Below are 25,483 nucleotides of genomic sequence, written 5' to 3'. Positions count from 1 at the left end.
CTACAAAGTAAAATTTTAACTGAGCCTATAGAAATCCTTGGCATGACTTTATGCCTGAGTTCACCAAGACCGTAAGTTCCTTTGGTGCGTGTAGGCTGTAAATTCAGATACATAAGCCAAAGCATGAGTAAAGAATATCAAGCGGAAAATTAACCAGGTGGGTAATTTCTATTCACGACCACAAAAGTTGACATCACATTGACTAAGTATAGAGAGCAATCTTCAGTCACTTATCCCCCTTTCGATATACTCATTTTGGCGACAATGAGTGCAGGAAAATCCTCCTTCATCAATGCACTTATTGGGGATGACTTGCTGCATGCTGCCAATGAAGCCACCACTGCATGTATCACGACTCTTAGTCATGATGACCAAAGCAAGTCAACCAGCGCTTGCTGCTATGCCTACAATGGCGACCTGTTGGATTCGGTAGTAAACGTTCAGGCTGAGCAGCTAAAAACATGGAACAGTGATGACCGGGTCAAAAATATTGCCTTGCAAGGGAACCTCAGTACCTATTGCCGACCTGCACAAGGCCTGGCGCTGCATGACACGCCTGGCCCCAATAACAGTCAAGATCCCCGTCACGCCCAACTGACTATAGACGCCATTCAGAACATTCCATTCGATATGGTTTTTTACATTCTAAATGCTACTCAGCTTGGAACACGCGATGACAGAACTCTACTAACAACCGTCAAAAACGAACTAGCCCAACTCCAGCGGCCACATGAGGTCATTTTTATCCTGAATAAAGTCGACCAGCTGGATTGCGAAAAAGGGGAAAGTCTCACGAAACACGTTGAGCAAGCCTTTGCTTATCTTGTCGATATTGGCTTTACCAACCCTACCATCGTTCCCATGATCGCCAATGCGGCGCTTTATGCTAGGAAAAAATTGATAGGCAAGCCTCTTTCAAGAAAACAACGTCTCGAATTCGCGAATTTCAGGGACATCTACTTACAAGATAGTAGCGCTCTTCTTAATGCTTCGCGTGTACCTGACGTTATCAGCAAAAACGTTAAGAAGTACATGCAGATCACGTCCCGAAAAACCACTGACACCCCAGCTGACAAAAGTGAACTCTACCTTCTGATGGCGTATAGCGGATTAGCGGCAGTGGTCCTAATTATCAATCGGCAGCGGGCAGCACTCTTGCAGGCACAACCCCGTAAAGAAAAAGCAAAACACAAGGTATCAGCATGAATAAAATTGAAATCATCCACAATCCCTTTACGGTGGATACCCAATTTAGGATCAATGGCCAAGCGCCAGCGGCTAGCTGCAAACTGTCCAGCTATACCGAGTCACGTCTACAACTTTGGGTCGAAGATCTATTCAGCGAATTGAGTGAACTGTTTAACCAAGACAATAATTTCCACATTGTTTTCCAGGGCGTGGAATCAGACTTTCTAGATGTTCAGGAAGCGGCTCATGATGCTATCGCCAACGGCATGCAGGTGGAACTGGTATGGAGAGAGTCAGAGCCAGCCGATCAACGCCTAAAAAAAATCCGTGATCTAATAGGTGAGGCGAACGAACATCCAACATTCAAGCGCTTTATCGAAGAAAACGATGAAGCGCGCCAGTCAATTGAAGAAGCCTTCAATCGGGACTTTGACGTGTATGTTGTAGCAACCATGTCATCGGGCAAGTCAACTTTGATTAACGCAATGCTGGGTCGCGATCTGCTGCCCGCCGCCAATGAAGCCACTACCGCCACCCTTGCCCGAATTACCGATAATGACCAGAAGCCCGATCACTTTACGGCCAAACGCTTCGACCGCAGCGGCCAATTGGTAGGTGAAGAAGAGAAAGCCGATCAGGAACTGCTGAAGGAGTGGAATCAGTTAGCCGATACCCAGCTGATCGACATCGAGGGTAACATCGCAGCCATTCAGGAGCGCCCCGATGTACGCCTGGTACTGACCGACACTCCCGGTCCGAATAACAGCCAAGATGAAGAACATCAGCGTACGACTATGGGCTTCGTTCAAGATTCCAAACGTAATCCGCTGATTCTCTATGTACTCAATGCAAGCCAGTTAGGCACCAATGACGACCGCAACCTACTGAGCTTGGTCGCCGAAACCATGCACAAGGGTGGAAAGCAAAGTAAGGATCGCTTTATTTTCGTGGTTAACAAGATGGACGTGTTCGACCCAGAAAGCGGCGAACATCCTTCACAAGTACTGTCACGGGTTAAACAATACCTGATCGATAACGACATCCATAGCCCTTTAATCTACCCGGCCTCGGCCAACCTGACGCGCCTTATTCGCAAGCCCCAGGACCAGCACACTCGCAAGGAACGCGGTGATTTCCGATCCATGGCTGACCTCTTCAGCGAAGAGGAAAGCATGAACCTACTGCAATATATGCCGATCACTGAAAAGGTGAAACGCAGCTTACAACAGAGAAATCTCTCCCCCTTGATGTTGAGCAGTGGTTTACCTGCTGTCGAGGCAATGATTGACGAATACATCGACAAGTACAACGTTCCACATCGCCTCAAGCGCGCCTATGACGCCTTAATGCGTGCTATCGAGGTTGGACTGAACGAAGCCGAACTGATCGAGCAGCTCGGCCAGAACGAACGGCAACTGGAGCAACTCAACGAAGAAATTGAGGCCCTGCAGCAGCGCCAGAAGATGGGCTTTGATACTGCGGCCTACAAAGGTAAGTTGGAACGGGAAGGTAAGACGCTGCCACCGGAAACAGAACAACAGTTGCTCGAGCTAGAGGCAACAGCAGATCCATTCCTTCGAAAACTAGAGGCGCGCTTCGACAAGCAGCAGAAACCCGTCAAAGTCAACATCGCAGAAATGCGCGTTCAGGAAGCCGAGGAAACCCTCCAGTTCCACCACAAAAAACTGATAAATGCCTACGAGAACCTCTTCAATTCGACTCAAGATATCGTTCGAAAAGACTTGGAAGCGGACTACCAGCGCTACATTGCTAATATTTTCCTAGAGTCTGAGCATTTAGACTTGCCAATCCTAGAAGGGATTAAGAAAACTGTCGCCGATATTTCATTCAATCTGAACGTTAAAGCTAACGATATTCAAGAAAAGAAAGTTGTCATCGGCTCACGGCCAGTTAAAGACTCAAAATGGTATAACCCCTTCTCTTGGGGCCGCAAAAAAACTGTTAATGAATACGGTACTGAAAGCTACGTTGATCTTGGTGCCTTGTGGGAAGACAGGCTCACACATATCGAAACGGAATTTAGCAAGTTGGTACAAAATGCGCGAGACGAAATTGAAGTTGGGAAGAATCGACAGATTGACCAGTTCGTAGCTTTCATGACTGACGAGTTCGACCTTAAATTTGCGGAGCTGCTTGACTCTCTGAAAGAAAAAGCCACAGATCGTGAAGCCCGCGAGCAAGCCATTGCCGAAGCCAAAGAGCTTCATACGTGGATCGAAAATTTTAAGACCAACCTCGATAGTACGCTGGCTATTTAATAGGGAGAGCACCATGACTTTGACTAATGAGTGGCTTGATAAGATTAGGAAAGAATTTTTCTCATCGCTCAATCAACCTGAAGTCAGTTCGGTTCACTTGCGTGGTCTCATTAATGAGGCTACGCGGCACGCTCCCCAACTGCTAAGTGAATTCCAACAAAATGAAGACAACATTCTAAGCAAGAAAGCCAAAGCCTGGAACACAACATACTTTGACCATCATATTGAGCACGCTAAGTACAATTTCTCCCGCGAGCGAATTGAGCATCTAATTGAGGTACGTGATTTTTTGCGTGATAAAGGCGTGAAAGGCTTCGTGCCTTCACCACCTCGCTTTTCCAATTCTAACCAAGGGAGTACACCCAGCATGGCTTCAAGCCACACACCCTCTGATAACCTCCAAAAATTCGTTGCATCAGGTGATCTGCCCACTATAAGAACTGCTCTACGCTTGGAGTTGAACAGAAATAATCTAGCCAGCGACGCACTGCGGGCTGATCTCGAGTGGACCAAGGCTAGGGTGCCGGGCTTGTTCGAGGCTTACTCGGAGAAGATGCTCGCACGTGGCATGGTGACCGACAGCAAGCTCTGGGACAGCGAGTACTATGCTAATCAAGTTGTCTACCTGAAAACCAACTTCTCCGAAGAGCGTTTTTTACATCTGATCGAAGTACGAAGCTTACTGCGCCAGCAGGGTGTCGAAGGTTTTGCTGCACGCAACACACAATCTCACGACAGCAGCAGCCAGACGCTTTCCCATGCTGCCAGCAGCCAACCTCAGCAGCACAATGCCGAACACAAGCGAGTATTTAGGACCGCGCTGATAATTGGCGGTGCAGTTGCCGCCCTCGCGATTCTCCTGATTACTTTGATAAATGGACAGAACTAATGAGCAATACATCCTCAAAGCCTCTGGCCATTCGTGAAGTCCAAGAAAATGCTGCCCTTTCACTGGCAGCCTCGCAAACTCTAATTAACCGCAGCTATCTGGCGGAACTTGATCAGTACCCGGTTCAAGAGACAAGTACGTCCGAGGCACAGTTCAGCCGTGCCGCCGATATGCGACTGTTCCATATTGAACGTATTGTTCAGGCCAATAAGCAATCCGTATTGGAAAGCACAACGGCTGCCTATACCGCTCTAGGTGCCGCCGGATATGCGGTATTCATGCTGTTGAACTCCGATGGGCAACAGACCGAGCTTTATCTCGGCACTCGTGGCGAGCCCGGCAAATTGCTGGGTAAGAATTCAGGCGACTTGTTAAAGGAAGTTTTCAAAGGACATTTTCCAGGTAGTGCATTGCACCCTCTAGCGCTGAAAGAAACCAATCAACTGCTCAATAATGTACAGGAGCAGCGGAATAATCCTTCTGCCTGCGTCACATCCGTGACAGGGGTGCCTGCTCTTTCCACCGATAATCGCGAACACTTCATGCAGGGTCTGGAGCGCTTCATTGATGCCGCCGAAGGCCGTGCCTATCAGGCTATTATTCTGGCCGAGCCGGTTTCCTCGCAGAACCTCGATCTGATTCGTGCAGGTTATGAGCAAGTCGCCACACAACTTTCCCCGCTGCTCAAACAGCAGTTATCGTTCGGTGAACAGGAGAGCGATAGTGTTGGCCTAAATATAAGCAAGAGCCTAAGCGAATCACTGGGCACAAGTCTAGGGCTGACCGAGACCAAGGGTACGACGGAGACCAAGGGAACATCCACGACAGAAACGACAGGCAGTTCTGAGTCTCAAAGCAAGCAGACAGCAACCGCAAAAACCGCCTCTATCGTCGCTACTACAGCAGGCATGGCTATTGGTGGGGTGGTCAGCCTAAGCCCAATGGGTGCCATGCTAGGTGCCCAATTGGGTGGTACAGTCGCGGGCGCTTTTGCTGACCAGAGAACTACGGGGTCAAACCATTCGACTGCCCATAGCACGAACGAAAGCTCTAGCACCAACCAAAGCACTGCTACCTCCGAAACAACCTCGACCACACAAACAACGGGTGTTACTGATAGTCGCTCGCTAAACAAGACTTTAGGGTCGAGCAAACAGGTCTCGATTGAGGCCACCGACAAGAGCATTGAGCAGTTACTGCGTAGAATCGATCACCACCTGGAGCGTATCGACGAAGCTAAAACCTACGGCGGATGGAACTCTGCAGCTTATTTTATTGGAGATAGCCAAGCGTCTTCCGAGTCATTGGCCAGTATTTTCCTCGGGTTGATCCGGGGCAGTAAATCCAGCCATGAAGATTTTGCCTTAAGTACCTGGAACTCCAGAAACAAGAAAAACATCATCGACTGGTTAGCGACATTCCGACACCCTCAGCTTCAAACGAACTTCTCGAAACAGATCCCTATCACTTATCTTACGCCGGCGACATTGGTCTCAGGCAAAGAGTTGGCGATCCAACTGAGCTTACCACGCAGCTCGACTTCAACGGTTTCTGTCGTCACCACTGAAACCTTTGGCCGCAAGGTTCAGCGCCTGGACGATACGACAAGTGATACCGACGCGGTGAAAAGTCTGATCCTGGGAAAACTGCGCCACCTGTGGCAAAACCTACCCCAGAATATCTCGCTGAACCTTAATCATCTGACAAGCCATGTTTTCGTCAGCGGCTCTACCGGCTCAGGCAAAAGCAATACACTTTACGGTATGCTTGAACAGATCAGCGCAGCTGATATTCCTTTTCTTGTCATCGAACCCGCGAAGGGGGAATACAAGAATGTCTTCGGTCAATTGCCCGGCGTTCGCGTGTTCGGTACCAACCCGAATTATACCGAACTGCTCAAGATTAACCCTTTCCGATTCCCATCAGGAATTCATGTGCTGGAGCACATTGATCGCTTGGTCGAAATCTTCAATATTTGCTGGCCAATGTATGCGGCCATGCCTGCAGTGTTAAAAGATGCGGTGCTGAATGCCTATCGGGATTGCGGTTGGAACCTTGATGATTCAACTAATAGTAATGGTAACGACCTTTTTCCTACCTTCGTAGATCTTCTTCAAGCATTGGAGAGGGTTATTGAGGACTCAGCCTATTCACAAGAACTTAAAGGCAACTACATTGGCTCGCTTTCTACACGTGTTAATTCTCTCACCAACGGGCTGAACGGGCAGATTTTCACTAGCGACGAAGTTGGTGACGAAGTGTTGTTCGATAGTCGCGTGATTATTGACCTCAGCCGTGTCGGCTCTTCCGAAACCAAGGCTCTCATTATGGGCCTTTTGGTTATGCGTTTAAGTGAATATCGCATGACTCAGGGAGGCATGAACCAGCCGTTGCGTCATATCACGGTATTGGAGGAGGCTCACAACATACTCCGCCGTACATCGGACAGTGGTAGTGAAGGGAATGGTGTTGCCGCCAAAGCGGTTGAAATGCTAACCAATGCCATTGCCGAGATGCGGACTTATGGCGAGGGTTTCATCATCGTCGACCAATCCCCCAACGCCGTTGATATCGCTGCCATTCGTAATACCAGTACAAAAATCATTCTGCGCCTGCCTGAGGAGGCTGATCGGCGATTGATAGGCAAATCCGCGGCCTTGAGGGACGAACAACTCGATGAGATCGCCAAACTGCCAAAGGGGGTTGCGGTCGTCTATCAGAATGACTGGTTGGAACCAGTACTCTGCCAAGTCAACAAATTTTCTGGACAGGAAGTGATTTATCGCAAGCCTGCAGAGACTACACAATTCAACCGTAAGCATTTCAACAAAGAAGCATTGAAGCTTATTCTCAGAAACCGAGTAATGAGTGATATAAACCTCCAGCTCATAGAGCAGGGTTTGTCCGACCCAGCATTAAAAGATGATGTAACAGCAAAACTAAGTAAAGAAGTGAACGAATATAAAGAAGATGTTAGAAGCACAACGCTAAAGACAGAGGACTTTTCTCTTACCGCTCAGAAAGTGGTATGTCTACTGGGTTGTCACAACTTTGTTAACAAGATTGCCCAGCACCCACTCCCCATAGGCCAGCTTGCTGAAAAATTAGACAACATGGTAAGCACGCTTGCTGGAGACATTTCAATAGAGCTACGTCTCTCGACCCAACAATGCCTTTTAAATAATTTTGCTCAACAAAATCATAGAAATATAGAAATTTATTCCGCATGGCGTAACCATATCGAACAAAGGGGCTTCTGATGGAGTTCAGTAAATCATTTTTACTACAAGAAACATCATCTTTCACCCCCACATCCTTAGAGGCAGAGGAAGTACTCAGCATTGATGATTTGGACAAGCCTATCACTTTCTCCTCTTATGAGGGACAGATAGATACATCTGAGCTGGATGAAAAGATAGTGCCCCGATTTTCTCATAACATAGAAGTCGAGGCTCATCCCTATGCGGCGGAAGGAAGATACTTGCCTGAAAGCGGTGGTGAGTGGAGTGGCGACAGGGGAGACTCGGACTGGGTGTCGGATGATGGCATTTCACCCAAAAAACACAATCCCGAAGGAATGACATGGCAACAGATAAAAGAAGAGCTTAGTTTTGAATCCATCCCTTTTGAAAAGGGGGAGCCAAATTTTGAGGCGGTTAGTGAAGCGACCGTGGAGATAGATGATTTTACGGCCGACCGAAATGCCAACTTCACTCAGGCCGATGAGAATTGCGCTAAGCAATGGACAGAGAAAGAAGAAAATGGCAAAGCTTGGTCTCCTTCGGACGTAAGAGCCTATCGTAAAGAAAATGGCCTAAGCTGGCATGAGCGAAGCGATCAGAAAACTATGGATCTTGTACCATCATTGGTTCACGGAAACATTCCACACTCTGGCGGTATTTCTGAAGCAAAGAAGGGGTTCGCATAAATGACTAAAAGCGCTAATACTACCACGCTTGACGATCCTATTTTTGGGAAGATGGCGTACAAGCACTCTTGGTATAGAAGGCAAAGCATTTATTGGTGGAATACAACGGGAGTGGATGTTCAGATTACAGCTCATGCCTACAATGGAGAGGGAATTTCTGACCAGCAAAGGACAGCATTCTCGGAATATAAAGAAAGAATTGAAGATATTATTAAAACTTCAATTCCTAGCATTTCTGTGTACTTAAAAAATACTTACGATAAATTCTTTAGTGAAGAAGAAGTTTTCAATGCCCTCACTCCACGTAATATATTATTCATGGAGAATGGTGACTGGGGGATCCTGTTTGATGCAGATATCGACATTGAGCATGGAATAGCCTTATACAAAGAAAAGGGTACTTTTAAAGTTGGCCCTCAAGATGATTTTTTATAAAGCAGTCCGATGCAATGACCCCTTTATACTGTCACAGCCGCTGGGGGACATGACTCACTCCATTAATGGATAACACGCATTGCCCTACTAGGAAGTAAGGTTTGCCTTAACCATCTGAGGTACGAGCTGCGTACTTGGTCACGATTGACGGCGCTATTCCAGATAGCGCCGACATGACGCGCTCTCTGATCAACCAACCTTGCACCACCGCCTTGGAAACCTTTCAGGCTTTTTCCAGCACTTCTGGTGTAAAAACAACCCGCACTGCGATAACCGCATCGCTTTTAATGTGTCCTGTGCCGTTGGCTATCAAATGGAAGTACGGCTTTTGCGTCAACCTTGCGATTACGCCCCACAGTCCAAAGAAGCACAGCACCTTATACGCGGTTAACGGAACAGTCATAGGTAATCCTCGCTTTATGCGGCTTACATTGTCGCAGCACTACCGTAGCGTACTACCTTCTTCATTTGGGGAAGATAGGATATGGATATACAGACGTGCTCATTAACCGCTTCGGTGACTTCCCAGCAAGAGAGGGAGCTTGCCAAGTGGCAAGCGGATCGCGACACTTGGGCTAACACGCTCCCTGTCATGAATTTTTTAAGCCAGTTTTTGACCCTAACGCCGGTCGTGGCGCCGTCATTTGATTCCGCGAGTACCGATGGGCGACATCTCTATTTCTGTCCGCGATACAGCGCTTCCCTTTCCGATGAATCACGCCGTTTTTTACAGGCGCACTTACTCTGGCACTGTGTCGCGGGCCACTTAACGGCGCCGCTGGTCGCTAACCACCACCGCTGGCACCTCGCCTGTGATCATGAGGTGAACGCACTGTTGCTTGAGCTGGGTATCACGCTCCCGTTTGATGCGTTGCTGTTTCCCGTCTGCGTTGGGCGAAGCGCGCGGAAGGTATATCGATGGCTTGAAGGACACCCCAATACATCTTTAGAGAAAACGGCCGACATACACCCTGCCGCGCTCTGGGCGCATCTGCCTAATACGACACCTGAACAGAGCACCGTGACGCTATGGCGTCACCGTGCTCATTTGCTCGCTCGGGAGACGGATACACTGCCCGAGAGAGTCGCTAAGTTTTGTGAGTCACGGTAGACTCTTTCGTTTTCATCATTAATCCTCGGGGTGGCGTCACTATGTCCGATGCGCGCGATACGCTTTTTCGCTATTTGACGCTACTGCAGCTCATTCCTCGCTCCCCAGGGCGCATTTCTACCCCGGTGCTAAAAGAGAAACTCGCGGAACGCGGTTTTCATATTGATACGCGGTCGTTACAGCGTGATTTAGGTCAAAAACTCTCAACGCAATTTCCGATTGGCTGCGACGATAGCCAAAAACCTTACCGTTGGTATTTTGATCGTGCGTTCCAGTGCCACTTACCGGCACTGGACGTGCCGAGTGCGTTAACGCTGGTGCTTGCCGAGGAGTACCTTAAAGGACTGCTCCCCCCGGTGGTGGTGGGTCAGTTAACGCCCCACTTTAACGATGCACGGCAGTTACTAGACGGCATGGCGTCTAACGGCCTGAGTAAATGGGCCCGCTGCGTGCGCGCGATTCCTAATGGCAAAGCGTTAATTCCCGCCGAGCTAGATGAAGCTATCTGGCAGACGGTCGCTGAGGCATTGCTGGAACAAAAAGCAATCGACGTGATGTATTTATCACGCACCTCTGAAACAGAAAAGCCGTTAACGCTTCATCCCCAGGGGATTGTAAGCCGCCATAGCGCTACTTATTTACTGGCGCACGTCGATGGGTTTGAGGATCTACGCCAGTTCGCGCTGCACCGGGTAAAACACGCGGCGTTCAGCCAGCGCGCTTGGCAAGCCCGTGACGATTTCGATATTGATCGCTATATCCAAAGCGGTGCGTTTGGCTATCGCCAAGGTCCAGACAATGTGGTGTTAGAGGCAGAGATCGCACGCCCGGTCGCTTGGTTATTGCAAGAAACACCGCTGTCAGAGCAACAAACGATTGAAGCCCTGCCGGGCAGCCAGTGGTATCGCCTGACCGCCCAGGTGCCCGATGATCAGCAAACCCTCTGGTGGCTGATGGGCATGAGCACCAATGTCAAAGTGCTTGCACCAAGTGCGTGGCGAGAGACCCTAAAGGCAAATGCGGCCCAGGTACTGGCACATTACCAGGACACCCCGGACACCTGCGATATGCACTAAACACGGGCTGTTAATAACCACGTCACGTTAAGGAGAACGCCATGCTCTGCTTTGCCTATGGATCCAATATGTCAACGCAGCGCTTAGCCGCACGGATTCCGGCACGCTTTGTGACTACCGCCCTGCTACCTGCGTATCGGTTAGCGTTTCATCAGCGTAGTGGGGACGGCTCGGGCAAGTGCGATATTGTGCCCGCCTCAGAGCAGTCCGCGGTATATGGGGTTATTTGGGAGGTTGCTTCTCATCATAAGCCCACCCTCGATCGTTACGAGGGGCTTGGGGTGGCCTACAACGAAACCTGGCTGATGGTCACGGACCTTGCCAGTGACCGTCAGTTTGAGGTGCAGGCGTATGTGGGCAACGTCACCGCCCTAGGGCTTCGTCCATATACATGGTACAAGCACCATGTGCTGGCCGGTGCACGTGAACATGGATTACCCGCCTACTATATTCGTGCGCTGGAACGCATTGAGGCCCACCACGATCACGATGCCGAACGCCACGCGCTCGAAATGGCGTTGCATGGACACGCTGAACCATTAGTGCGGGGGGTATAATGGACAATAATGCGCGCTTAATCGTGTTTTATCGTGGGGAAGGCCACGATCATAAAGGGCGTCTACTTGAAGAGATCTGGGCACTCTCGCCTTTCTGGCTAGAGCATACCCACGACTACATTCAGTGGCTGTTCCCTATCCCTGAGGCAGGACGGTTTAACGGCTTTGCGCCCCTTTTAACGCCTACTGTCAAAACAGCCTTTGAGGGTAGCGACGTTATGCGCCAGCACCAGCAGCGCTCGCTGGAGGTTATGCTCGATTTTTTTGGCCTCACTCGGGAAGAGAATGGCATCGTCGCTCAACCAACCCTGGCGATGCCAACACACATCTGGCTGAAAGCCGGTGGCCATAACCATTTACGAATCTCACGTATCATTCGGTCGTTAGTCTTGTGCCATCAGCCAGACCTTGCCCGCGCCTTTCAGCAAGCGGTCATGGAGATCGGCACCAAGCAGGGGGTGGTATCCGACACGTCAATCCAGTTTTGGCGGGAGGCAATACCATGCACATGACCACATGTGTAGATTGATACGCCGTTGCACGAACAACTTGGAATCCGTGAAACGGCTCCTGAGCCACACGAAGCTGGAAAGCACTGCAAGATATCTTGGGATTGAAGTAGATAATGCGCTGGCAATGGCAATGGCAATGGCAATGGCAATGGCAGAATAAACAGAAGTTTGAGGCACACTAACAGCATGCGATGCAAGGCCATCGTTTACGGCCTCAAATAAACCGCACCCCGGAATAATCGGTTCATTTCAAGTGCGCAACAAAAGTTGCTCATTGCCGCATTAACGTACCGACACGCTATTAATTTATAGAGGTTATTTATGAGTTTTGCATTCGATGATAAAGGGAAAGGAGCAGCACAAGCCTATTGGAATGCTCTTTCACGGTTGAAAGAAGTCTGGATGGATGTATTCGGTACAGAACTCTGCGTCGAGAAAAGTAAAGCCAAAGATGCCTTCCAAGAGGCTGTTGCTAAAGTTAGTAATGCGCTAGCTACCAACCCAAAAAATACTAAAGACTTCAGCGAATATGGGGATATTCAACACCCTGAAGATCCCAACTGTCTGGCTCAGGCTCTACTTAAAGCGGCCGATGTTGATGATTTAAGTCCTAATTTTTTGATAGGTATTATGCTTGAAAGGCTTTCTGAACTAAGCCTCAATGAAATCTCTGAGATCGAGCTTCGCTACTTCTTGAGAGATGTCCTTGATGACGCCTTTGAAGGATTGGGCACACGTCGACCGAATGTTGGTGCCAACCGGCATTGGCCGCGCTTAAGGCAGTATCTGAGAGAAATTGAAGAAGTTTATACCGGCCATACGCGCGTTCTACCCAGCATAATGCTACGCAATACTCGTGGCGGGCGTATGGCCCTGTCCCCCCGCGATCCAAGACGACTCACGCTGCAGATTGATCCAGAGTGTTTCTAATTATTGGTTCTAAGGTTTAATGGTAGATGGAGTAGTAAACGCCATCTACCTAATGCCGTTTCCCCGCATAGACGCGAAAGCAAGGCACTAATCCAATGAGTGGGTTAACTGTCCTTTTAAAGTGCCTGTAAAAATATCCACTGGCGAGGGGCGCCCAAATAGAAAGCCTTGATAAATACCTCACCCCAGATTGGCGAGTACCAAGCGCTGATCTTCTGTTTCTACTCCTTCAGCAATCACGCCCAACCCTAGGCTTTCTGCAAGGGCAATTATTGTCCCGGCAATTGGTCGCGCCGACGTTACCCCCTTCTTGAGTAGCGCTAAAAACCGCAGGTGCTGCGATTAATTTTTGAATTTAGGGTGTAAGGGTGGATTAGCAGCAGCGAACTAAACAACATTTCCTCTAGTAAGCGGGTATTACCAAAGTAGAGGCCCTCATCAATCCGAAGGATAGCGAGATGCGGCACGTTTACCTATTGAAGGGAAAGGTTTCAGCAATCCTCGCTTCCAGGAATCCGTGCTACGAGGGCGCTGTGCGGTCGGTTGACTCGGTACAGGTAGAGCATCAGAGAAGGCCCGCTTCACTTTCGCAACGCAGTTCATTATCGCGGCGATAAACCATGCTGGTGGAGGCGCCACATCAGCACGTCGAAGCGGTCCTGCCCGAAAAACGGTTCTCCTTTGAATACAATCGTCGGCACGCCCCAGTGTCCGACCGCACGCAATGCGTCGTCGTTCGCGTCAAGTTCAGCGTCGAACGAGGCCGTATCGGCAGCAATGCTGCGCTCCAGTTCATCGTGCGACAGCCCGGCACGTTGCGCTGCTTTAGCTAGATGGTTACCGGTACTCCAGCCATCGACTGTGCCGTCCCACAGCATGCGCGAAACCTCGTCGCAATATGCCAGGCCGCGACCGCGGCGAACTGCCGCGATTCCGAGTCTGCCGAGCCGATAGACATACGGTTGCTCCTCCGCGATCATTAATGTAATTGGATCCTGAATGATTGGATCAGGAATCGGGCGACGAAACGGTATTCCCAGGAATTCCGCCATCCGCGCCGTGTCCTTGAAGAAATAAGGACGTGCCAGCCGGTTCATTCCCTTGAAATAGTCAGGGTTGCGCACGGCAGCAGGATGCACGATCCGCAGATCGACATTGACGTAGAACTGTTTCGTCAACGATAGAACACGAGGCAGAACGAGGTAGGAGTATGGGCTGCGAAAAGACCAATAGAGTTCGATGGATAGCATGTTCACTAGGTTCCCGTTCTAATAAGTAATCAATTGATAATATTGGATCGGTTAAGTTGTTTCAGCCGAAGCCTTAGAATGCCAGATTGAGTCCGTATGAAAGACAGGATTTGAACCTGCGCCCCTCGGCTTCGGAGGGCCAACATAAGCCTGTTTAGCAAGCTTTAATACCAATCAATTTCAGATAGGGCTGAAGAACTTCAAACATATAACATGCACGATTTAGTAATAGAGTGAAGCCTTAACGACAAAACCGTCGCTGTGCTCAGCCTTATAATTATCTTTCAGACGATGGTTAACCGACCATTATTATTTTATCGTTTGGAAAACCATGACCATACAGATAGCGTACAATTCATAACAGTTATGTTGTAATCCCTTTTACTCATTCTCTGCTCTTCATAGCCAGCTATATGATAGTCAAAACTTTAAGGGTATTCGTGCCTCCGTGTGCATTCATCTCGTCGCCACGAGTCAAGATCACACGATCGCCTTTCTCAGCGACTCCCTTATCTACCAGCAGCGCTAGGGCTTGATCGTTGAGTTCCTCGGCACTCATTTCACTAGTGCTGAAAGGAATAGAGACAACGCCCCGATAAAGAGCCATACGACGCTGGGCAATGGGACTATGAGCTAGTCCAATAATCGGTAAGCCTGAGCTGATGCGCGATGCGATCAGCGGTGTGTAGCCCGAGGCCGTCATGCAGGCGATGGCGCCAACTCTCGACAGGTGGTTGGCCGCGTACATGGCGGATAACGCTATCGTCTCATCGATTTGACTAAAGCCCTCATGGATACGATGACCCGATTCTTGGATGATGCGCTCACGCTCGGCACCAAGGCAGATACGGTTCATAGCTTCAATGGTCTCTACTGGGAAATCGCCGGCGGCGGTTTCAGCAGAGAGCATGACGGCATCAGTTCCATCGAGTACAGCGTTGGCTACATCGAACACTTCAGCGCGTGTGGGTAGCGGCGACTCAATCATCGATTCCATCATTTGCGTAGCAGTGATCACCGCGCGATTCAACGTACGAGCCTGTTTGATAATACGCTTCTGGATGCCTACTAGTTGAGCATCGCCGATCTCCACACCTAGATCGCCACGCGCCACCATAACTGCTTCACTAGCCTCAATAATACCGTCCAGGTTAGCGTTGTCGGCAACGGCTTCAGCGCGCTCAAGCTTGGCGACCAAACCGATCTCCTCTCCAGCCTCACCAAGCAGGAGACGAGCTTCCTGCATGTCGGCAGCACTACGTGGAAAGGAAACCGCTAAATAGTCGACGCCGATCTCTACTGCTAGTTTGAGATCTGCCTTATCCTTTTCCGTCAGTGCCGGTGCCGAAAGCCCACCGCCCTGTTTATTAATGCCCTTATTGTTGGAAAGCTTTCCACCCACTACTACAGTGGTATGAATTTGCTTTTCTACAACCTGGGTAACATCAAGCACTAAACGCCCGTCATCGAGCAGCAGTCGGTCGCCAGAGACCACATCCTCGACTAGCGACGCATAATCGCAACCTACTCGCTCGTTATTGCCAGCGTCGCCCTCCATTGCCATATCGAGCACGAAAGTTTGGCCTTCCGTCAGTTCCACAGCCCCTTTTTCAAAACGAGCAATTCGAATTTTCGGCCCCTGCAGATCGCCCAGGGCAGCGACGCTCCGACCAAGGCGATCTGCAATTTCTCTAACCCTTAACAATCGCAGGCGATGGTCTTCCGCCGAGCCGTGGGAGAAGTTAAGGCGCACAACATCGACGCCAGCTTTTAACATTGCTTCGAGCACCCCATCACGGTCACTGGCCGGACCCAGGGTGGCAACGATTTTAGTACGTCGAATGGGATGTCGTTGTAGCCGTTTCATAATATGCCTAGAGAGTTAACGTGGAGCTGACTGGGGAGCATTGCTCAATCAAGGCCATCTAGCGATGTCGTTCTAGCTCGCTTTCGATCACTAACAACCGGTTATACTTTGCTACACGGTCACTACGGGAAAGCGAACCGGTCTTAATATGCCCGGCACAGGCCCCAACGGCTAAATCGGCGATGGTAGTGTCTTCGGTCTCGCCGGAACGGTGGGATATCACCGTCGTAAACCCCGCATTTTGGGCCATCCGGATCGCATCAAGGGTCTCGGTGAGCGAACCGATTTGGTTGAACTTGATTAGAATGGAGTTGCCAATCTTCTCGTCAATACCGCGCTTAAGGATCTTTGTGTTAGTGACAAAAAGGTCGTCTCCAACCAGCTGTATTGTCTCACCGAGCCTATCGGTTAGCCTCTTCCATCCTTTCCAATCAGACTCGTCCAAGCCATCTTCGATAGAGGTGATGGGATACTGGTCGCAGAGTTCAGCCAAGTAGTCTATAAAGCCAGCTGCATCAAAGTACTTATCTTCACCAGCAAGATGATACTGACCATCGTGATAGAACTCAGAGGCAGCACAATCCAGCGCTAACTCGACATCCTTACCTAGCACATAGCCAGCCTCTTCTACCGCCTGCTGGATCACAGCAAGCGCTTCAGCGTTGGAGGACAAACTAGGGGCAAAACCACCCTCATCACCCACCGAAGTAGACATGCCTCGTTGTGAAAGCACTTTCTTCAAGGCGTGGAATATCTCAGCGCCCATCCGAAGACCTTCACGGAAATTCGGTGCACCTACTGGCCTTACCATGAATTCTTGAATGTCGATATTGTTATCAGCATGTTCACCACCGTTGAGAATGTTCATCATAGGTATCGGCATCATATATTGGCCCGGCTGGCCATAGAGCACGGCGATATGCGCATACAGAGGCATGTCCTTGGCGACTGCCGCCGCTTTAGCAGCTGCAAGTGAGACGGCTAGGATGGCATTGGCGCCAAGTGTGGCTTTATTGTCAGTACCGTCGAGCTCCAGCATAGTATCGTCAAGACGGCGCTGATCGCAGGCGTCCATTCCGATTAGATTTTCACGGATAACACCATTAATGGCTTTGACGGCTTTTAGAACGCCCTTACCAAGGTAACGGCCTTCATCACCATCACGTAGCTCTAAAGCCTCGCGAGACCCAGTGGAGGCACCGCTAGGGGAACAAGCACTTCCTGTGGCCCCACTTTCTAGGCGAACTTCAGCATTTACGGTGGGATTACCGCGTGAGTCGAGTACTTCAAGGGCACGGATATCGGCAATTTTTGTCATAGGTATCTTCTTCAGTTGCGTAAGCGGGGAGTAGATTGCGGGTATGTCACCTGCCCGCAACGTCCCCACTTTAACGAGGCAATAAGTAATCAGATTGGTGCCTTATGCTTGCTTCTTTCGAGGGAAGCTTGCCATACGAAGACCAACGCCCCGAGTCCTAAACCAATGAAGTCCGTCATCAATCCACCAGCGATCATGGCCAGCGCAGCCACAAGCAATAATACGCGCTGTATCCAATTTACTCGGCCGTTGAGGAACCAGGCTTGAACGGCAGCTGCTAGTAAATAGATACCTACGCCGGCAGTAATGGCAACGCGCAGTATCTCAAACCAGCTACCCTCCATGAGCAATGCAGGGTTATAGAAGAACATGAAGGGGACGATGAAGGCTGCCAGGCCAAATTTGAAAGATGTAACAGCTGTCTTCAAAGGATCAGTACCTGCAATTGCCGCGGCGGCGTATCCAGCAAGCGCCACCGGTGGAGTAATTGCCGATAACACTGCGTAATAGAACACAAAGAAGTGCGCAACCAGTGGTGGAATACCGATCTGCTGCAGTCCTGGGGCGACCACTGACGCTGCAACCGCATAGGCTGCTGTAGTTGGCATCCCCATACCTAGAAGTATCGAAATGCACATGGCGAAAAACAGCGCCAACAGATGGCTGGCATCAGCAATGCCTAGCAGCATGGAAGCAAACCGGGCACCAACGCCAGTTAGCGAAATGACACCAACAATGATCCCTGCACAGGCGCATACCGCTATCAACGGAATCGCCATTCGTGCACCTAAAGATAGCGCGTTTAGCAGCGCCTTAGGCCCCATCCAATATGGAGTAAACCAAGAAACTACCGCGGCACTGATCATCGCAAGGGTACCGGCTCGAATTACCGAATAACCCATGTATAAGGTGCTCACCAGAATAACGATGGGTAGGAAAAGATAGACTTGTTTAACCAATTGTCTAAAAACTGGCAGTTGATCCCGAGACAGACCCTGCATGCCATCGCGGCGCGCTTCTAGATCTACCATGAAGTAAATCGAAAGAAAGTAAAGTGCAGCGGGAAGCAGTGCAGCCACCGCGATCTCGGTATAGGGAATACCGGTGACCTCCGCCATAATAAAGGCACCTGCACCCATAATCGGAGGTACTATCTGCCCACCGGTTGAAGCAGCAGCCTCAATGCCACCAGCACTACGCGGGTGATAGCCTACTTTCTTCATTAAAGGGATCGTCAACGAACCGGTAGCCACCACATTACCAGCAGAAGTTCCATTGATCATACCCATCAAGCCAGAGGCAAACACAGCAACCTTAGCCGGTCCACCGCGGGTACGCCCAGCCGCCGCAAAGGCGAAATTCACGAAGTAATCGCCCACACGTGATGCTTGCAGAAACGCCGCGAAGGTAATGAACAAAATAATGTAGGTGGAGGAGACAGCGGTAGTGGGTCCAAGAACGCCATTGTCAGTGTAGAGGTAGGTGAAAAAACGTGATGCCGTATAACCGCGATGCTCAAGAAGACCTGGCAAGTAAGGCCCCGCAAATGCATAGATTAGAAACACTGCGGTAATAGCAATCAGAGCCAGTCCTGCTACACGTCTGGTCAGCTCCATAATCAGCGCAACGCCCACCGCAGCCACAAGAAAATCATTTTGGTTGGCCATAGGCATACCCGCCGTCATACGCCAACGGTTGAGCACTAGCACAAGGTACCCAGCGACCAGAACCGACGCAATAATCAGTACGATATCAGCCCAATGTATCGAATGACTTGAGCTTCGCCCAACCCAACTGCCGATAATCGCAATGGTACTCGCCACAACCAGCGCCCAACTCAAATGAGCCAGAACCCAATTGGAAGGGATCGTTCCCTGAATATCGCGCTGAAACCAGGCAAAGACCAAACAGAAGCTAGCGTAGCCAACAGCGGCTATCGCAGGTATTAGGGCAAACCATTCTCGCTGGGTAACGCGTACTTCTCCGCCGCTGCGATCCAGGCTAATCGCTGCGGTGATGGCAAACCCAACGGCTAAGCCTCCAGCTACGTGGAGAATGCGAAACGTCCAGGTTTCGATGGGTGAAACATTGAGCGCATAAAGATGCATCGCGGTAAATAGTACACATGCAATGAATACTGTTTTACCGAGCAATCCGGATAACTCGCGCTCATTATGAGCGAGGGGAACATCGGAGACGCTATCAGTACCGATCTTCTCCTCTGCTCCTTGAAGTAGAGTATCTTGAGTCATTCCTGGTCACCTTGGAGGTTACAGTTACCCGCTAGTTCGAAGAGACAATGCGCCAACTGTTAGTCGGCGCATTGAATAATTAATAATCAGCCACGTAGGTCATCAGGAATCTCGTAGCCGTTCTCTTCGAACCAACGAACCGCACCTGGGTGCCACGGAATGAAGGAATTGTGCTCAGCGTTTTCGGGTATCGTTTCACGTGCCGAGCCGTGTACTTGTAACATCCTCTCCTGGCTTTCCATTACCGTCTTAGTAACCTCATAGACGAAGGATTCAGACATATCCTTATGAGTAATGGCAAAATTCCACAATGAGATAGCCGGCACGTCTTCATCAAGGCTGGTGTATGCGGATGCAGGAATCGTTCCCTGGCTCAACTCTGGGTAGTCATCAAGGAATTTACTCATTTCCTCTTCGGAGAATGAGAAAATATTAACGTCTGCCTGAGCCTCAAGCTGGCTGAAAGCCGACACGGGAATACCCGAAGCAAATGCAAAGGCATCAATTAAGCCGTCTTGAACCTGGCTCGCTTGATCGGCAGCACCACCATTTCGAGTTTCGACTTCAACATCCAACTTTTCGAAGAGTTGGGGAAAATACATATCGCCTGTGCCACCAGCAGGCCCAATACCAACTGTCTTTCCATCCAGATCGGAAATTGAATCAATGTCAGACCCCTCAAGCGAAATAACTTGGAGAGCTGTTTGATACATCGGGAAAACAGCGCGAATGTCCTTATGCTCTACGCCAGGCGCAAGCTCACTTTCCCCATTCCATGCTTGAAAGGCAGGGCCAGTCGTCACCATGCCGAACTCACTTTCCCCCATTTGGACAAGGGTCACGTTCTGCACCGGACCGCCTGTTACTTCAGCACCAAATGTCGACCCGGTTGCTTCACCGACAAGGTTCCCCCAGCCTGAACCATAAATATAATAAGTGGCGCCTTGACTACCCGTCGCAATAGAAAGACTCTCGGGCCAGTTCTCTTTTCCTTCGTCAGCGATAGCACCTCCAACGGTGCCTCCAAGCAATACGACTGCTACAACTTTTGTCATTTTCATAATAAGTACTCCATTAATTTGTAGTTATTAATTAAAACCAATAATCAAAAAATATTACGAATATATAATAAATCCCTCCTTTATTGAGTTGGTTAATTTACAGTGGCTTAGCGAACTAGCATGAAACAGCCTAACGATTGATTCACATCTATCACTGAGTAACTCATCGGTTCTCTCAATAGCCTCCGCTAAACTCATTGGCCCATCTACTAGCGAAAATACAGCAGAAACACCTTGTGAGTATGATGCACGCCACCCCTCCCCTAACTGTCCAGCGATGATTACAACGGGTATATCCCTTGCACTGGCAACTCTGGCAATGCCAATCGGCGTTTTACCTGCCAAGCTTTGTCCATCTAAACGACCTTCTCCCGTAATGACCAAATCAGCATCATCAAGATGATTATTAAAATTGACTTGTTCCATTACAACGTCGATACCAGGCTTAAGCGTTGCCTTTAAGAAAGCCATTGCTGCATATCCCATTCCCCCAGCGGCACCAGCACCTGGAAAGTCACTGACATCGACGCCAGTCACTTCGCTGACTTTTTGGGAGAAATTGCCTAACAATGCGTCAAGGACAGAAACATCCGCCGGCGAGGCGCCTTTTTGGGGGCCATATATCGCAGTGGCGCCATTAGCACCCAAAAGTGGATTATCAACATCAACGGCTGCTACTACTTGTAAATATTTTAAACGTTGATCTAATCCCGAGAGATCAACTTTCTCCAGCTTATGTAAGCTCTCAGCCACTGGAGGAAGTTCACCACCCTCTTTATCAAGAAGCTTCCCACCTAGGGCAACTAGCATCCCAGCCCCAGCATCATTAGTTGCACTTCCTCCTAATGTTAGGACAAGGGACTTAGCGCCCTTATTCAAAGCCTGTTCAATTAGTTGACCAACTCCGTAAGTAGTGCTGTTGTAAATGGAGTTTTTTACGACATCGACATACTCAAGGCCACAAGCTTCCGCCAACTCGACATATGCTGTAGAGCTGGCGCTATGCCATCCCCACGCGGCTCGCCGCGATCCACCATAAGCATCGGCAACTTCTTTATGGAATACGGCAGCTCCTGTAGAGGAGACTAGTGCATCAAGCGTACCCTCTCCCCCATCGCCCATGGGGCACTTAATAGTGGTTGCGCTAGGGAAAGCACGGGCGATACCTTTTTCCATCGCAACCGCTGCAGCCTGAGCTGATAACGCGCCTTTGTAACTATCAGGAGCAATGACAATTTTCATTTACTATCCCCTCTACAGAGGAAAGCCGTAGGCATTGAGCATCGAAACAACACCACTGATGCTCTCGGCCGCTTCAAGAACACAATTCTTGAAGTCACGGCCATGCCCTTATTGTTGTTCAATATCAGAACAAATAGCCTGAGTAACATCGCGCGTATTCGCAGAGCCACCGAGATCTTTTGTTTGTAAGCCAGAGGCAGTCAGCCGCTCAATGGCCGCCATCAGTCTTTCAGCCGCAGTAGCTTCCCCCAAGTGTTCCAGCATCATGGCAGCTGTCCAAAAGGACCCCACTGGGTTGGCAATACCTTGTCCGGCAATATCAAAAGCTGACCCATGTATTGGCTCAAACATGGAAGGGTAAGTCCTTTCAGGATTCAGGTTTGCGGTGGGCGCTATACCTAGACTGCCTGAAAGAGCTGCCGCTAAATCGGATAAAATGTCTGCGTGAAGGTTGGTTGCAACAATGACATCCATCGTCTCCGGCTTGAGAACCATGCGAGTAGTCGCAGCATCCACAAGCTCCCGATCAATTTTTACATCTTTGAAGTCTTTTGCGACTTCAAAGAACACCTCATCCCATAGCACCATACCGTGCCGCTGAGCATTAGATTTGGTGACTAAAGTCAGTTTTTTACGGGGGCGGCTTTGTGCAAGTTTGAACGCAAAACGATGGATTCGCTCGATCCCTTTTCGTGTGAAAACAGATACCTCAGTACCGACTTCCTCAGGGTGTCCTTGGTGAACTCGGCCACCGTTACCGGAATATTCACCTTCACTATTTTCTCTAACAATTACCCAATCAATCTCTTCAGCGCCTTTTAAGCGGCTGTTAACACCCGGCAGTACCCTAGCTGGACGTACATTCGCGTACTGATCAAAGCCTTGGCAGATAGCAAGTCTAAGCTCCCAAAGGGAAACGTGATCGGGAACATCTTGGCTACCCACCGCACCAAAGTAGATAGCATCAAATTTTGACAGCTTTTCTAGCCCTCCTTCCGGAATGTACTCACCCTGGCTAAGGTAGCGCTGAGAGCTCCAGTCAAAATCTTCGAATTCAAAATGGAAATCTCCACTTTTTTTCGCCAACGTTTCTAGCACTTGCTTGCCTGCCTCAATCACTTCGAGGCCGATTCCATCACCAGGGATAACTGCAACACGATGACTACGCATATATAATGCTCCTACCTATATATTTTTTTATAAGAAAATACGTTTGCTTGGCCCTTCAGACATTAGATGACAAGTGGAAATGACTTCAATATACTATCAGTTAATACAGAAACAACCTAGAGTTAACAATCATGGTTAGCAATGATTTCGAATTTTTTATTTTAATTTGTCAATCTGGAAGTTTATCTAAAGCGGCTAAGGATTTTGATATAACTCCCGCTGCTGCCAGCAAGCGTCTTTCTAATATTGAAAAAAATATTGGTTGCCAGCTTATTTCAAGATCAACTCGCTCTATGGGCCTTACTACTAATGGAAAGATATACTTGGAATACGCCCGAAAAGTTACATCAACTTTAGAAGAAATGAGCTTAGCATTACGTCAAAAGACTGACGAAGCCGAAGGCCCAATCAGAATTAATGCACCATTCGGATTCGGGAGAAAGTATATTTCAAAGTTCGTTTCAGACTTTATAGAAGAGCACCCTAAAATTGAATGCCAGCTGCATCTATCAGATCATCCTTTGAATTTAATCACCAACTCCTTTGATATCGGGATCCGGTTCGGTTCACTACCAGACTCTGGTTTACACGCTAGGAAAATTGCCTCACATAGACGTTTTTTGTGTGCCTCACCTAGTTATTTTGCAACTAAAAATGAACCCACAACACCTCATGAACTCTCTCATCACAATTGTATAGTACTTAGACAAAATGACGAAACTTACGGTAACTGGCATTTCACAAAAGAAGATCAAATTTACCATGTTCGGGTCGGAGGAAACTTAAGTTCCAATGACGGCGAAAGCGTTCTAAGCTGGACTTTAAAGGGGCACGGTATTGCAATAAGGGCGGAATGGGATGTTTATCATCATATTAAGCAAGGGTCTTTAAAGAAGATACTTAGCGACTATCAACTCCCTAACGCGGATATATATGCTGTCTATCCTTATAAGCAGAACATTCCTATACGCCTAAGAATGTTCATTGATTATTTAGCAGAGAAAATGAAAATAATTCCATTTGAAAGGCATGATAAAACTTAACAAAACTGTCTTTGCAAAGCTTTTTGTGAATTATGTCAAGTTCAGGTGAGGACAACAATTATAGAGGCAAATTGTCGTCTCCACTTCAACTTTTCATAAAGTCAAACGAGCATATGCCATTGTTGAATCGCCCCGGATATTCTAGACACCCGTTAGGCTCGGTCAGTCAAACGCCCGGTAGGCAAAAACGTTACACATCAAATTTTCAGCAACATGCTCTGCAAATACTTAAAAAATATGAGGCACCGTGTCGGCTTCACGCTGGATGTCGGGGAGCAAACGCGAAGTGCTCAGCATCGTGCCATCAATTCTTTACGGCCAGCTGTCTTTGCTGGTTCTGACCCACTCCCCTTCCTTAATGAGAAAAATGCAATAGTCCCAAATCATATCCATGAACTTAAGTTAGTGATATAGCATCAAAAAACGCGGTAATTCTGTCTATTGACGACATGGCACAGCTGCTAAGTTTATCTGTATGTATATATAGTCAATAACAGTGGAGCTACCATGTCAAAATTAAAAGAAAACCAGGTAATCATTCTTGCACCTAATGTTGGCGCCATCAAAAGTGTAAATAAAAGTTATTTTTCATTTGATATAAATAAAATCACAAACTCTGCTATTGAAAAAATCATCAAATATCTTGCTGCCAGTCTTAACTGTATTACCGAAGAAGAATATGGTGTCGCTATTAACTATGAAACCATATTTTTCAGCACAGAAAAAGCATACGATAAAAATGGTGCTGTTTTCTTTCTAGACACTCTCAAAGATCCAAAAACCACCCAAGAAATCATAGAAAAATCACGCACACTGGCGTTATTTATTATTCAACAGCTTCTTCCTAATGACGACCTTTTCAGTCAAAATCTTGATCTATCTTGGTTAAGTAAAGAAGAACTCGAAACTCTAGACGAACGCCGCAATATGTTTCTATCAAGTTGGAAAAATACAAAAATTCCGGCGAATGGTTTTAGCTTAATTGACGCTATTGAAAAAGAGTCGATTCTTTGCGTTAACTCTGACTTTATTACGCTCGACGATGAGGAAAAAACAAGCATTGATATCGAGGGTATTGGCTTTCCTGATGGTTTTTCAAGAACTCAAAATTGGATAGAACTTCGCGTCATTGAAGGTAGTCTGCAACAAGCAGGTGACGTAAGGCATTTTACCGTCACCCACCCCGATGACTTCAAGGTATTTTTAGAAGCCAGTTATCAAGAATCTTATGTCCGCTTCAAAGCAAAAAAGATCACGAAAAAAATGAAGCAAAAACCCTCTTATACATTAACAGAACTGAAAGTGGACAACACATTAATAGAAATAGATGATTTTACACTTATCAGCGAGACTGAAGAAATGTTAGATACGTAAA

At 48.5% G+C, this 25,483-nt stretch carries 21 protein-coding genes; 13 read left to right on the top strand and 8 right to left on the bottom strand.

Going from position 1 to position 25,483, the window contains the following annotated elements; translation table 11 throughout:
- Positions 1–255 precede the first annotated feature (255 nt).
- From QHL1GM_RS15215 to QHL1GM_RS15190, 6 genes are read left to right on the top strand one after another with little or no spacing between them, the layout of a single operon-like run.
- Entirely contained in the window at positions 256–1,206 is a 951-nt protein-coding gene (locus QHL1GM_RS15215) for a dynamin family protein (protein ID WP_175540389.1), read from the top strand.
- A complete protein-coding gene (locus QHL1GM_RS15210; protein WP_071695214.1) occupies positions 1,203–3,467 on the top strand; it encodes a dynamin family protein in 2,265 nt (754 codons plus the stop codon). The genes QHL1GM_RS15215 and QHL1GM_RS15210 overlap by 4 nt, the downstream gene beginning before the upstream one ends.
- A gap of 13 nt (positions 3,468–3,480) precedes the next feature.
- Positions 3,481–4,356: a hypothetical protein gene (locus QHL1GM_RS15205; RefSeq protein WP_217648548.1), complete on the top strand. Its 876-nt coding sequence runs from the start codon at positions 3,481–3,483 to the stop codon at positions 4,354–4,356.
- Entirely contained in the window at positions 4,356–7,616 is a 3,261-nt protein-coding gene (locus tag QHL1GM_RS15200; RefSeq protein ID WP_071695213.1) for an ATP-binding protein, read from the top strand. Before QHL1GM_RS15205 ends, QHL1GM_RS15200 begins: the two co-directional genes overlap by 1 nt.
- Positions 7,616–8,284, top strand: a complete 669-nt coding sequence (locus QHL1GM_RS15195; RefSeq protein WP_071695212.1) for an HNH endonuclease — start codon at positions 7,616–7,618, stop codon at positions 8,282–8,284. The genes QHL1GM_RS15200 and QHL1GM_RS15195 overlap by 1 nt, the downstream gene beginning before the upstream one ends.
- A complete protein-coding gene (locus QHL1GM_RS15190) occupies positions 8,285–8,719 on the top strand; it encodes a hypothetical protein (RefSeq protein ID WP_071695211.1) in 435 nt (144 codons plus the stop codon).
- Positions 8,720–8,942: 223 nt separating this feature from the next.
- Here QHL1GM_RS15190 and QHL1GM_RS15185 read toward each other — a convergent pair whose 3' ends face one another.
- On the bottom strand, positions 8,943–9,122 hold the full coding sequence (locus tag QHL1GM_RS15185; RefSeq protein WP_071695210.1) for a hypothetical protein: 180 nt from the start codon (positions 9,120–9,122) through the stop codon (positions 8,943–8,945).
- Between the two features lie 81 nt (positions 9,123–9,203).
- Here QHL1GM_RS15185 and QHL1GM_RS15180 point away from each other — a divergent pair, with 81 nt between their 5' ends.
- The 5 genes from QHL1GM_RS15180 to QHL1GM_RS15160 all read left to right on the top strand — a co-directional run bounded on the left by QHL1GM_RS15180 (position 9,204) and on the right by QHL1GM_RS15160 (position 12,905).
- Positions 9,204–9,830 (top strand): hypothetical protein, encoded by a 627-nt coding sequence (locus QHL1GM_RS15180; RefSeq protein ID WP_071695209.1) that lies wholly within the window; start codon positions 9,204–9,206, stop codon positions 9,828–9,830.
- A 41-nt stretch (positions 9,831–9,871) separates the two neighbouring features.
- Entirely contained in the window at positions 9,872–10,906 is a 1,035-nt protein-coding gene (locus QHL1GM_RS15175) for a YafY family protein (protein WP_071695208.1), read from the top strand.
- A 41-nt stretch (positions 10,907–10,947) separates the two neighbouring features.
- Positions 10,948–11,463: a gamma-glutamylcyclotransferase family protein gene (locus QHL1GM_RS15170; RefSeq protein WP_071695207.1), complete on the top strand. Its 516-nt coding sequence runs from the start codon at positions 10,948–10,950 to the stop codon at positions 11,461–11,463.
- Positions 11,463–11,975: an opioid growth factor receptor-related protein gene (locus tag QHL1GM_RS15165; protein WP_071695206.1), complete on the top strand. Its 513-nt coding sequence runs from the start codon at positions 11,463–11,465 to the stop codon at positions 11,973–11,975. The genes QHL1GM_RS15170 and QHL1GM_RS15165 overlap by 1 nt, the downstream gene beginning before the upstream one ends.
- 321 nt (positions 11,976–12,296) lie before the next feature.
- Positions 12,297–12,905, top strand: a complete 609-nt coding sequence (locus QHL1GM_RS15160; protein ID WP_071695205.1) for a hypothetical protein — start codon at positions 12,297–12,299, stop codon at positions 12,903–12,905.
- A gap of 602 nt (positions 12,906–13,507) precedes the next feature.
- On the opposite strand, the gene QHL1GM_RS15150 is transcribed toward QHL1GM_RS15160, so the two are convergent.
- The 7 genes from QHL1GM_RS15150 to QHL1GM_RS15120 form a co-directional block, all read right to left on the bottom strand.
- Entirely contained in the window at positions 13,508–14,155 is a 648-nt protein-coding gene (locus QHL1GM_RS15150) for a 2-hydroxychromene-2-carboxylate isomerase (protein ID WP_071695204.1), read from the bottom strand.
- A 409-nt stretch (positions 14,156–14,564) separates the two neighbouring features.
- On the bottom strand, positions 14,565–16,022 hold the full coding sequence (gene pyk, locus QHL1GM_RS15145; protein WP_071695203.1) for a pyruvate kinase: 1,458 nt from the start codon (positions 16,020–16,022) through the stop codon (positions 14,565–14,567).
- Positions 16,023–16,080: 58 nt separating this feature from the next.
- On the bottom strand, positions 16,081–17,340 hold the full coding sequence (gene eno / locus QHL1GM_RS15140) for a phosphopyruvate hydratase (protein ID WP_071695202.1): 1,260 nt from the start codon (positions 17,338–17,340) through the stop codon (positions 16,081–16,083).
- An 89-nt stretch (positions 17,341–17,429) separates the two neighbouring features.
- Complete coding sequence (locus QHL1GM_RS15135) at positions 17,430–19,448, bottom strand: TRAP transporter permease (protein ID WP_254795363.1); 2,019 nt, start codon at positions 19,446–19,448, stop codon at positions 17,430–17,432.
- Between the two features lie 230 nt (positions 19,449–19,678).
- Positions 19,679–20,653, bottom strand: a complete 975-nt coding sequence (locus QHL1GM_RS15130) for a TAXI family TRAP transporter solute-binding subunit (protein WP_071695200.1) — start codon at positions 20,651–20,653, stop codon at positions 19,679–19,681.
- A gap of 54 nt (positions 20,654–20,707) precedes the next feature.
- Positions 20,708–21,895 (bottom strand): glycerate kinase, encoded by a 1,188-nt coding sequence (locus QHL1GM_RS15125; RefSeq protein WP_071695199.1) that lies wholly within the window; start codon positions 21,893–21,895, stop codon positions 20,708–20,710.
- 108 nt (positions 21,896–22,003) lie between these two features.
- The gene (locus QHL1GM_RS15120) at positions 22,004–23,065 is read right to left on the bottom strand and encodes a tartrate dehydrogenase (RefSeq protein WP_071695198.1); all 1,062 of its coding nucleotides are present in this window, start codon (positions 23,063–23,065) and stop codon (positions 22,004–22,006) included.
- 131 nt (positions 23,066–23,196) lie between these two features.
- On the opposite strand from QHL1GM_RS15120, the gene QHL1GM_RS15115 reads away from it, so the two are divergent.
- Both QHL1GM_RS15115 and QHL1GM_RS15110 read left to right on the top strand, forming a co-directional pair.
- On the top strand, positions 23,197–24,108 hold the full coding sequence (locus tag QHL1GM_RS15115) for a LysR substrate-binding domain-containing protein (RefSeq protein ID WP_071695197.1): 912 nt from the start codon (positions 23,197–23,199) through the stop codon (positions 24,106–24,108).
- A 507-nt stretch (positions 24,109–24,615) separates the two neighbouring features.
- Positions 24,616–25,482, top strand: coding sequence for a hypothetical protein (locus QHL1GM_RS15110; RefSeq protein ID WP_071695196.1), 867 nt, complete (start codon positions 24,616–24,618; stop codon positions 25,480–25,482).
- Position 25,483 lies beyond the last annotated feature (1 nt).

The sequence above is a fragment of the Halomonas sp. QHL1 genome (assembly GCF_001882345.1).
In the GTDB taxonomy this organism is placed as follows: Bacteria; Pseudomonadota; Gammaproteobacteria; order Pseudomonadales; family Halomonadaceae; genus Vreelandella.
The sequence above is the reverse complement of the archived record's forward strand: the minus strand, read 5'-3'. Positions and strand labels throughout refer to the sequence as shown.

Excerpts from the sequence above, each read along its gene's own strand:
- QHL1GM_RS15210 (WP_071695214.1), top strand. The coding sequence starts at position 1,203 with ATGAATAAAATTGAAATCATCCACAATCCCTTTACGGTGGATACCCAA.
- QHL1GM_RS15205 (WP_217648548.1), top strand. The coding sequence starts at position 3,481 with ATGACTTTGACTAATGAGTGGCTTGATAAGATTAGGAAAGAATTTTTC.
- QHL1GM_RS15200 (WP_071695213.1), top strand. The coding sequence starts at position 4,356 with ATGAGCAATACATCCTCAAAGCCTCTGGCCATTCGTGAAGTCCAAGAA.
- QHL1GM_RS15195 (WP_071695212.1), top strand. The coding sequence starts at position 7,616 with ATGGAGTTCAGTAAATCATTTTTACTACAAGAAACATCATCTTTCACC.
- QHL1GM_RS15190 (WP_071695211.1), top strand. The coding sequence starts at position 8,285 with ATGACTAAAAGCGCTAATACTACCACGCTTGACGATCCTATTTTTGGG.
- QHL1GM_RS15185 (WP_071695210.1), bottom strand. The coding sequence starts at position 9,122 with ATGACTGTTCCGTTAACCGCGTATAAGGTGCTGTGCTTCTTTGGACTG.
- QHL1GM_RS15180 (WP_071695209.1), top strand. The coding sequence starts at position 9,204 with ATGGATATACAGACGTGCTCATTAACCGCTTCGGTGACTTCCCAGCAA.
- QHL1GM_RS15175 (WP_071695208.1), top strand. The coding sequence starts at position 9,872 with ATGTCCGATGCGCGCGATACGCTTTTTCGCTATTTGACGCTACTGCAG.
- QHL1GM_RS15170 (WP_071695207.1), top strand. The coding sequence starts at position 10,948 with ATGCTCTGCTTTGCCTATGGATCCAATATGTCAACGCAGCGCTTAGCC.
- QHL1GM_RS15165 (WP_071695206.1), top strand. The coding sequence starts at position 11,463 with ATGGACAATAATGCGCGCTTAATCGTGTTTTATCGTGGGGAAGGCCAC.
- QHL1GM_RS15160 (WP_071695205.1), top strand. The coding sequence starts at position 12,297 with ATGAGTTTTGCATTCGATGATAAAGGGAAAGGAGCAGCACAAGCCTAT.
- QHL1GM_RS15150 (WP_071695204.1), bottom strand. The coding sequence starts at position 14,155 with ATGCTATCCATCGAACTCTATTGGTCTTTTCGCAGCCCATACTCCTAC.
- pyk (WP_071695203.1), bottom strand. The coding sequence starts at position 16,022 with ATGAAACGGCTACAACGACATCCCATTCGACGTACTAAAATCGTTGCC.
- eno (WP_071695202.1), bottom strand. The coding sequence starts at position 17,340 with ATGACAAAAATTGCCGATATCCGTGCCCTTGAAGTACTCGACTCACGC.
- QHL1GM_RS15135 (WP_254795363.1), bottom strand. The coding sequence starts at position 19,448 with ATGCATCTTTATGCGCTCAATGTTTCACCCATCGAAACCTGGACGTTT.
- QHL1GM_RS15130 (WP_071695200.1), bottom strand. The coding sequence starts at position 20,653 with ATGAAAATGACAAAAGTTGTAGCAGTCGTATTGCTTGGAGGCACCGTT.
- QHL1GM_RS15125 (WP_071695199.1), bottom strand. The coding sequence starts at position 21,895 with ATGAAAATTGTCATTGCTCCTGATAGTTACAAAGGCGCGTTATCAGCT.
- QHL1GM_RS15120 (WP_071695198.1), bottom strand. The coding sequence starts at position 23,065 with ATGCGTAGTCATCGTGTTGCAGTTATCCCTGGTGATGGAATCGGCCTC.
- QHL1GM_RS15115 (WP_071695197.1), top strand. The coding sequence starts at position 23,197 with ATGGTTAGCAATGATTTCGAATTTTTTATTTTAATTTGTCAATCTGGA.
- QHL1GM_RS15110 (WP_071695196.1), top strand. The coding sequence starts at position 24,616 with ATGTCAAAATTAAAAGAAAACCAGGTAATCATTCTTGCACCTAATGTT.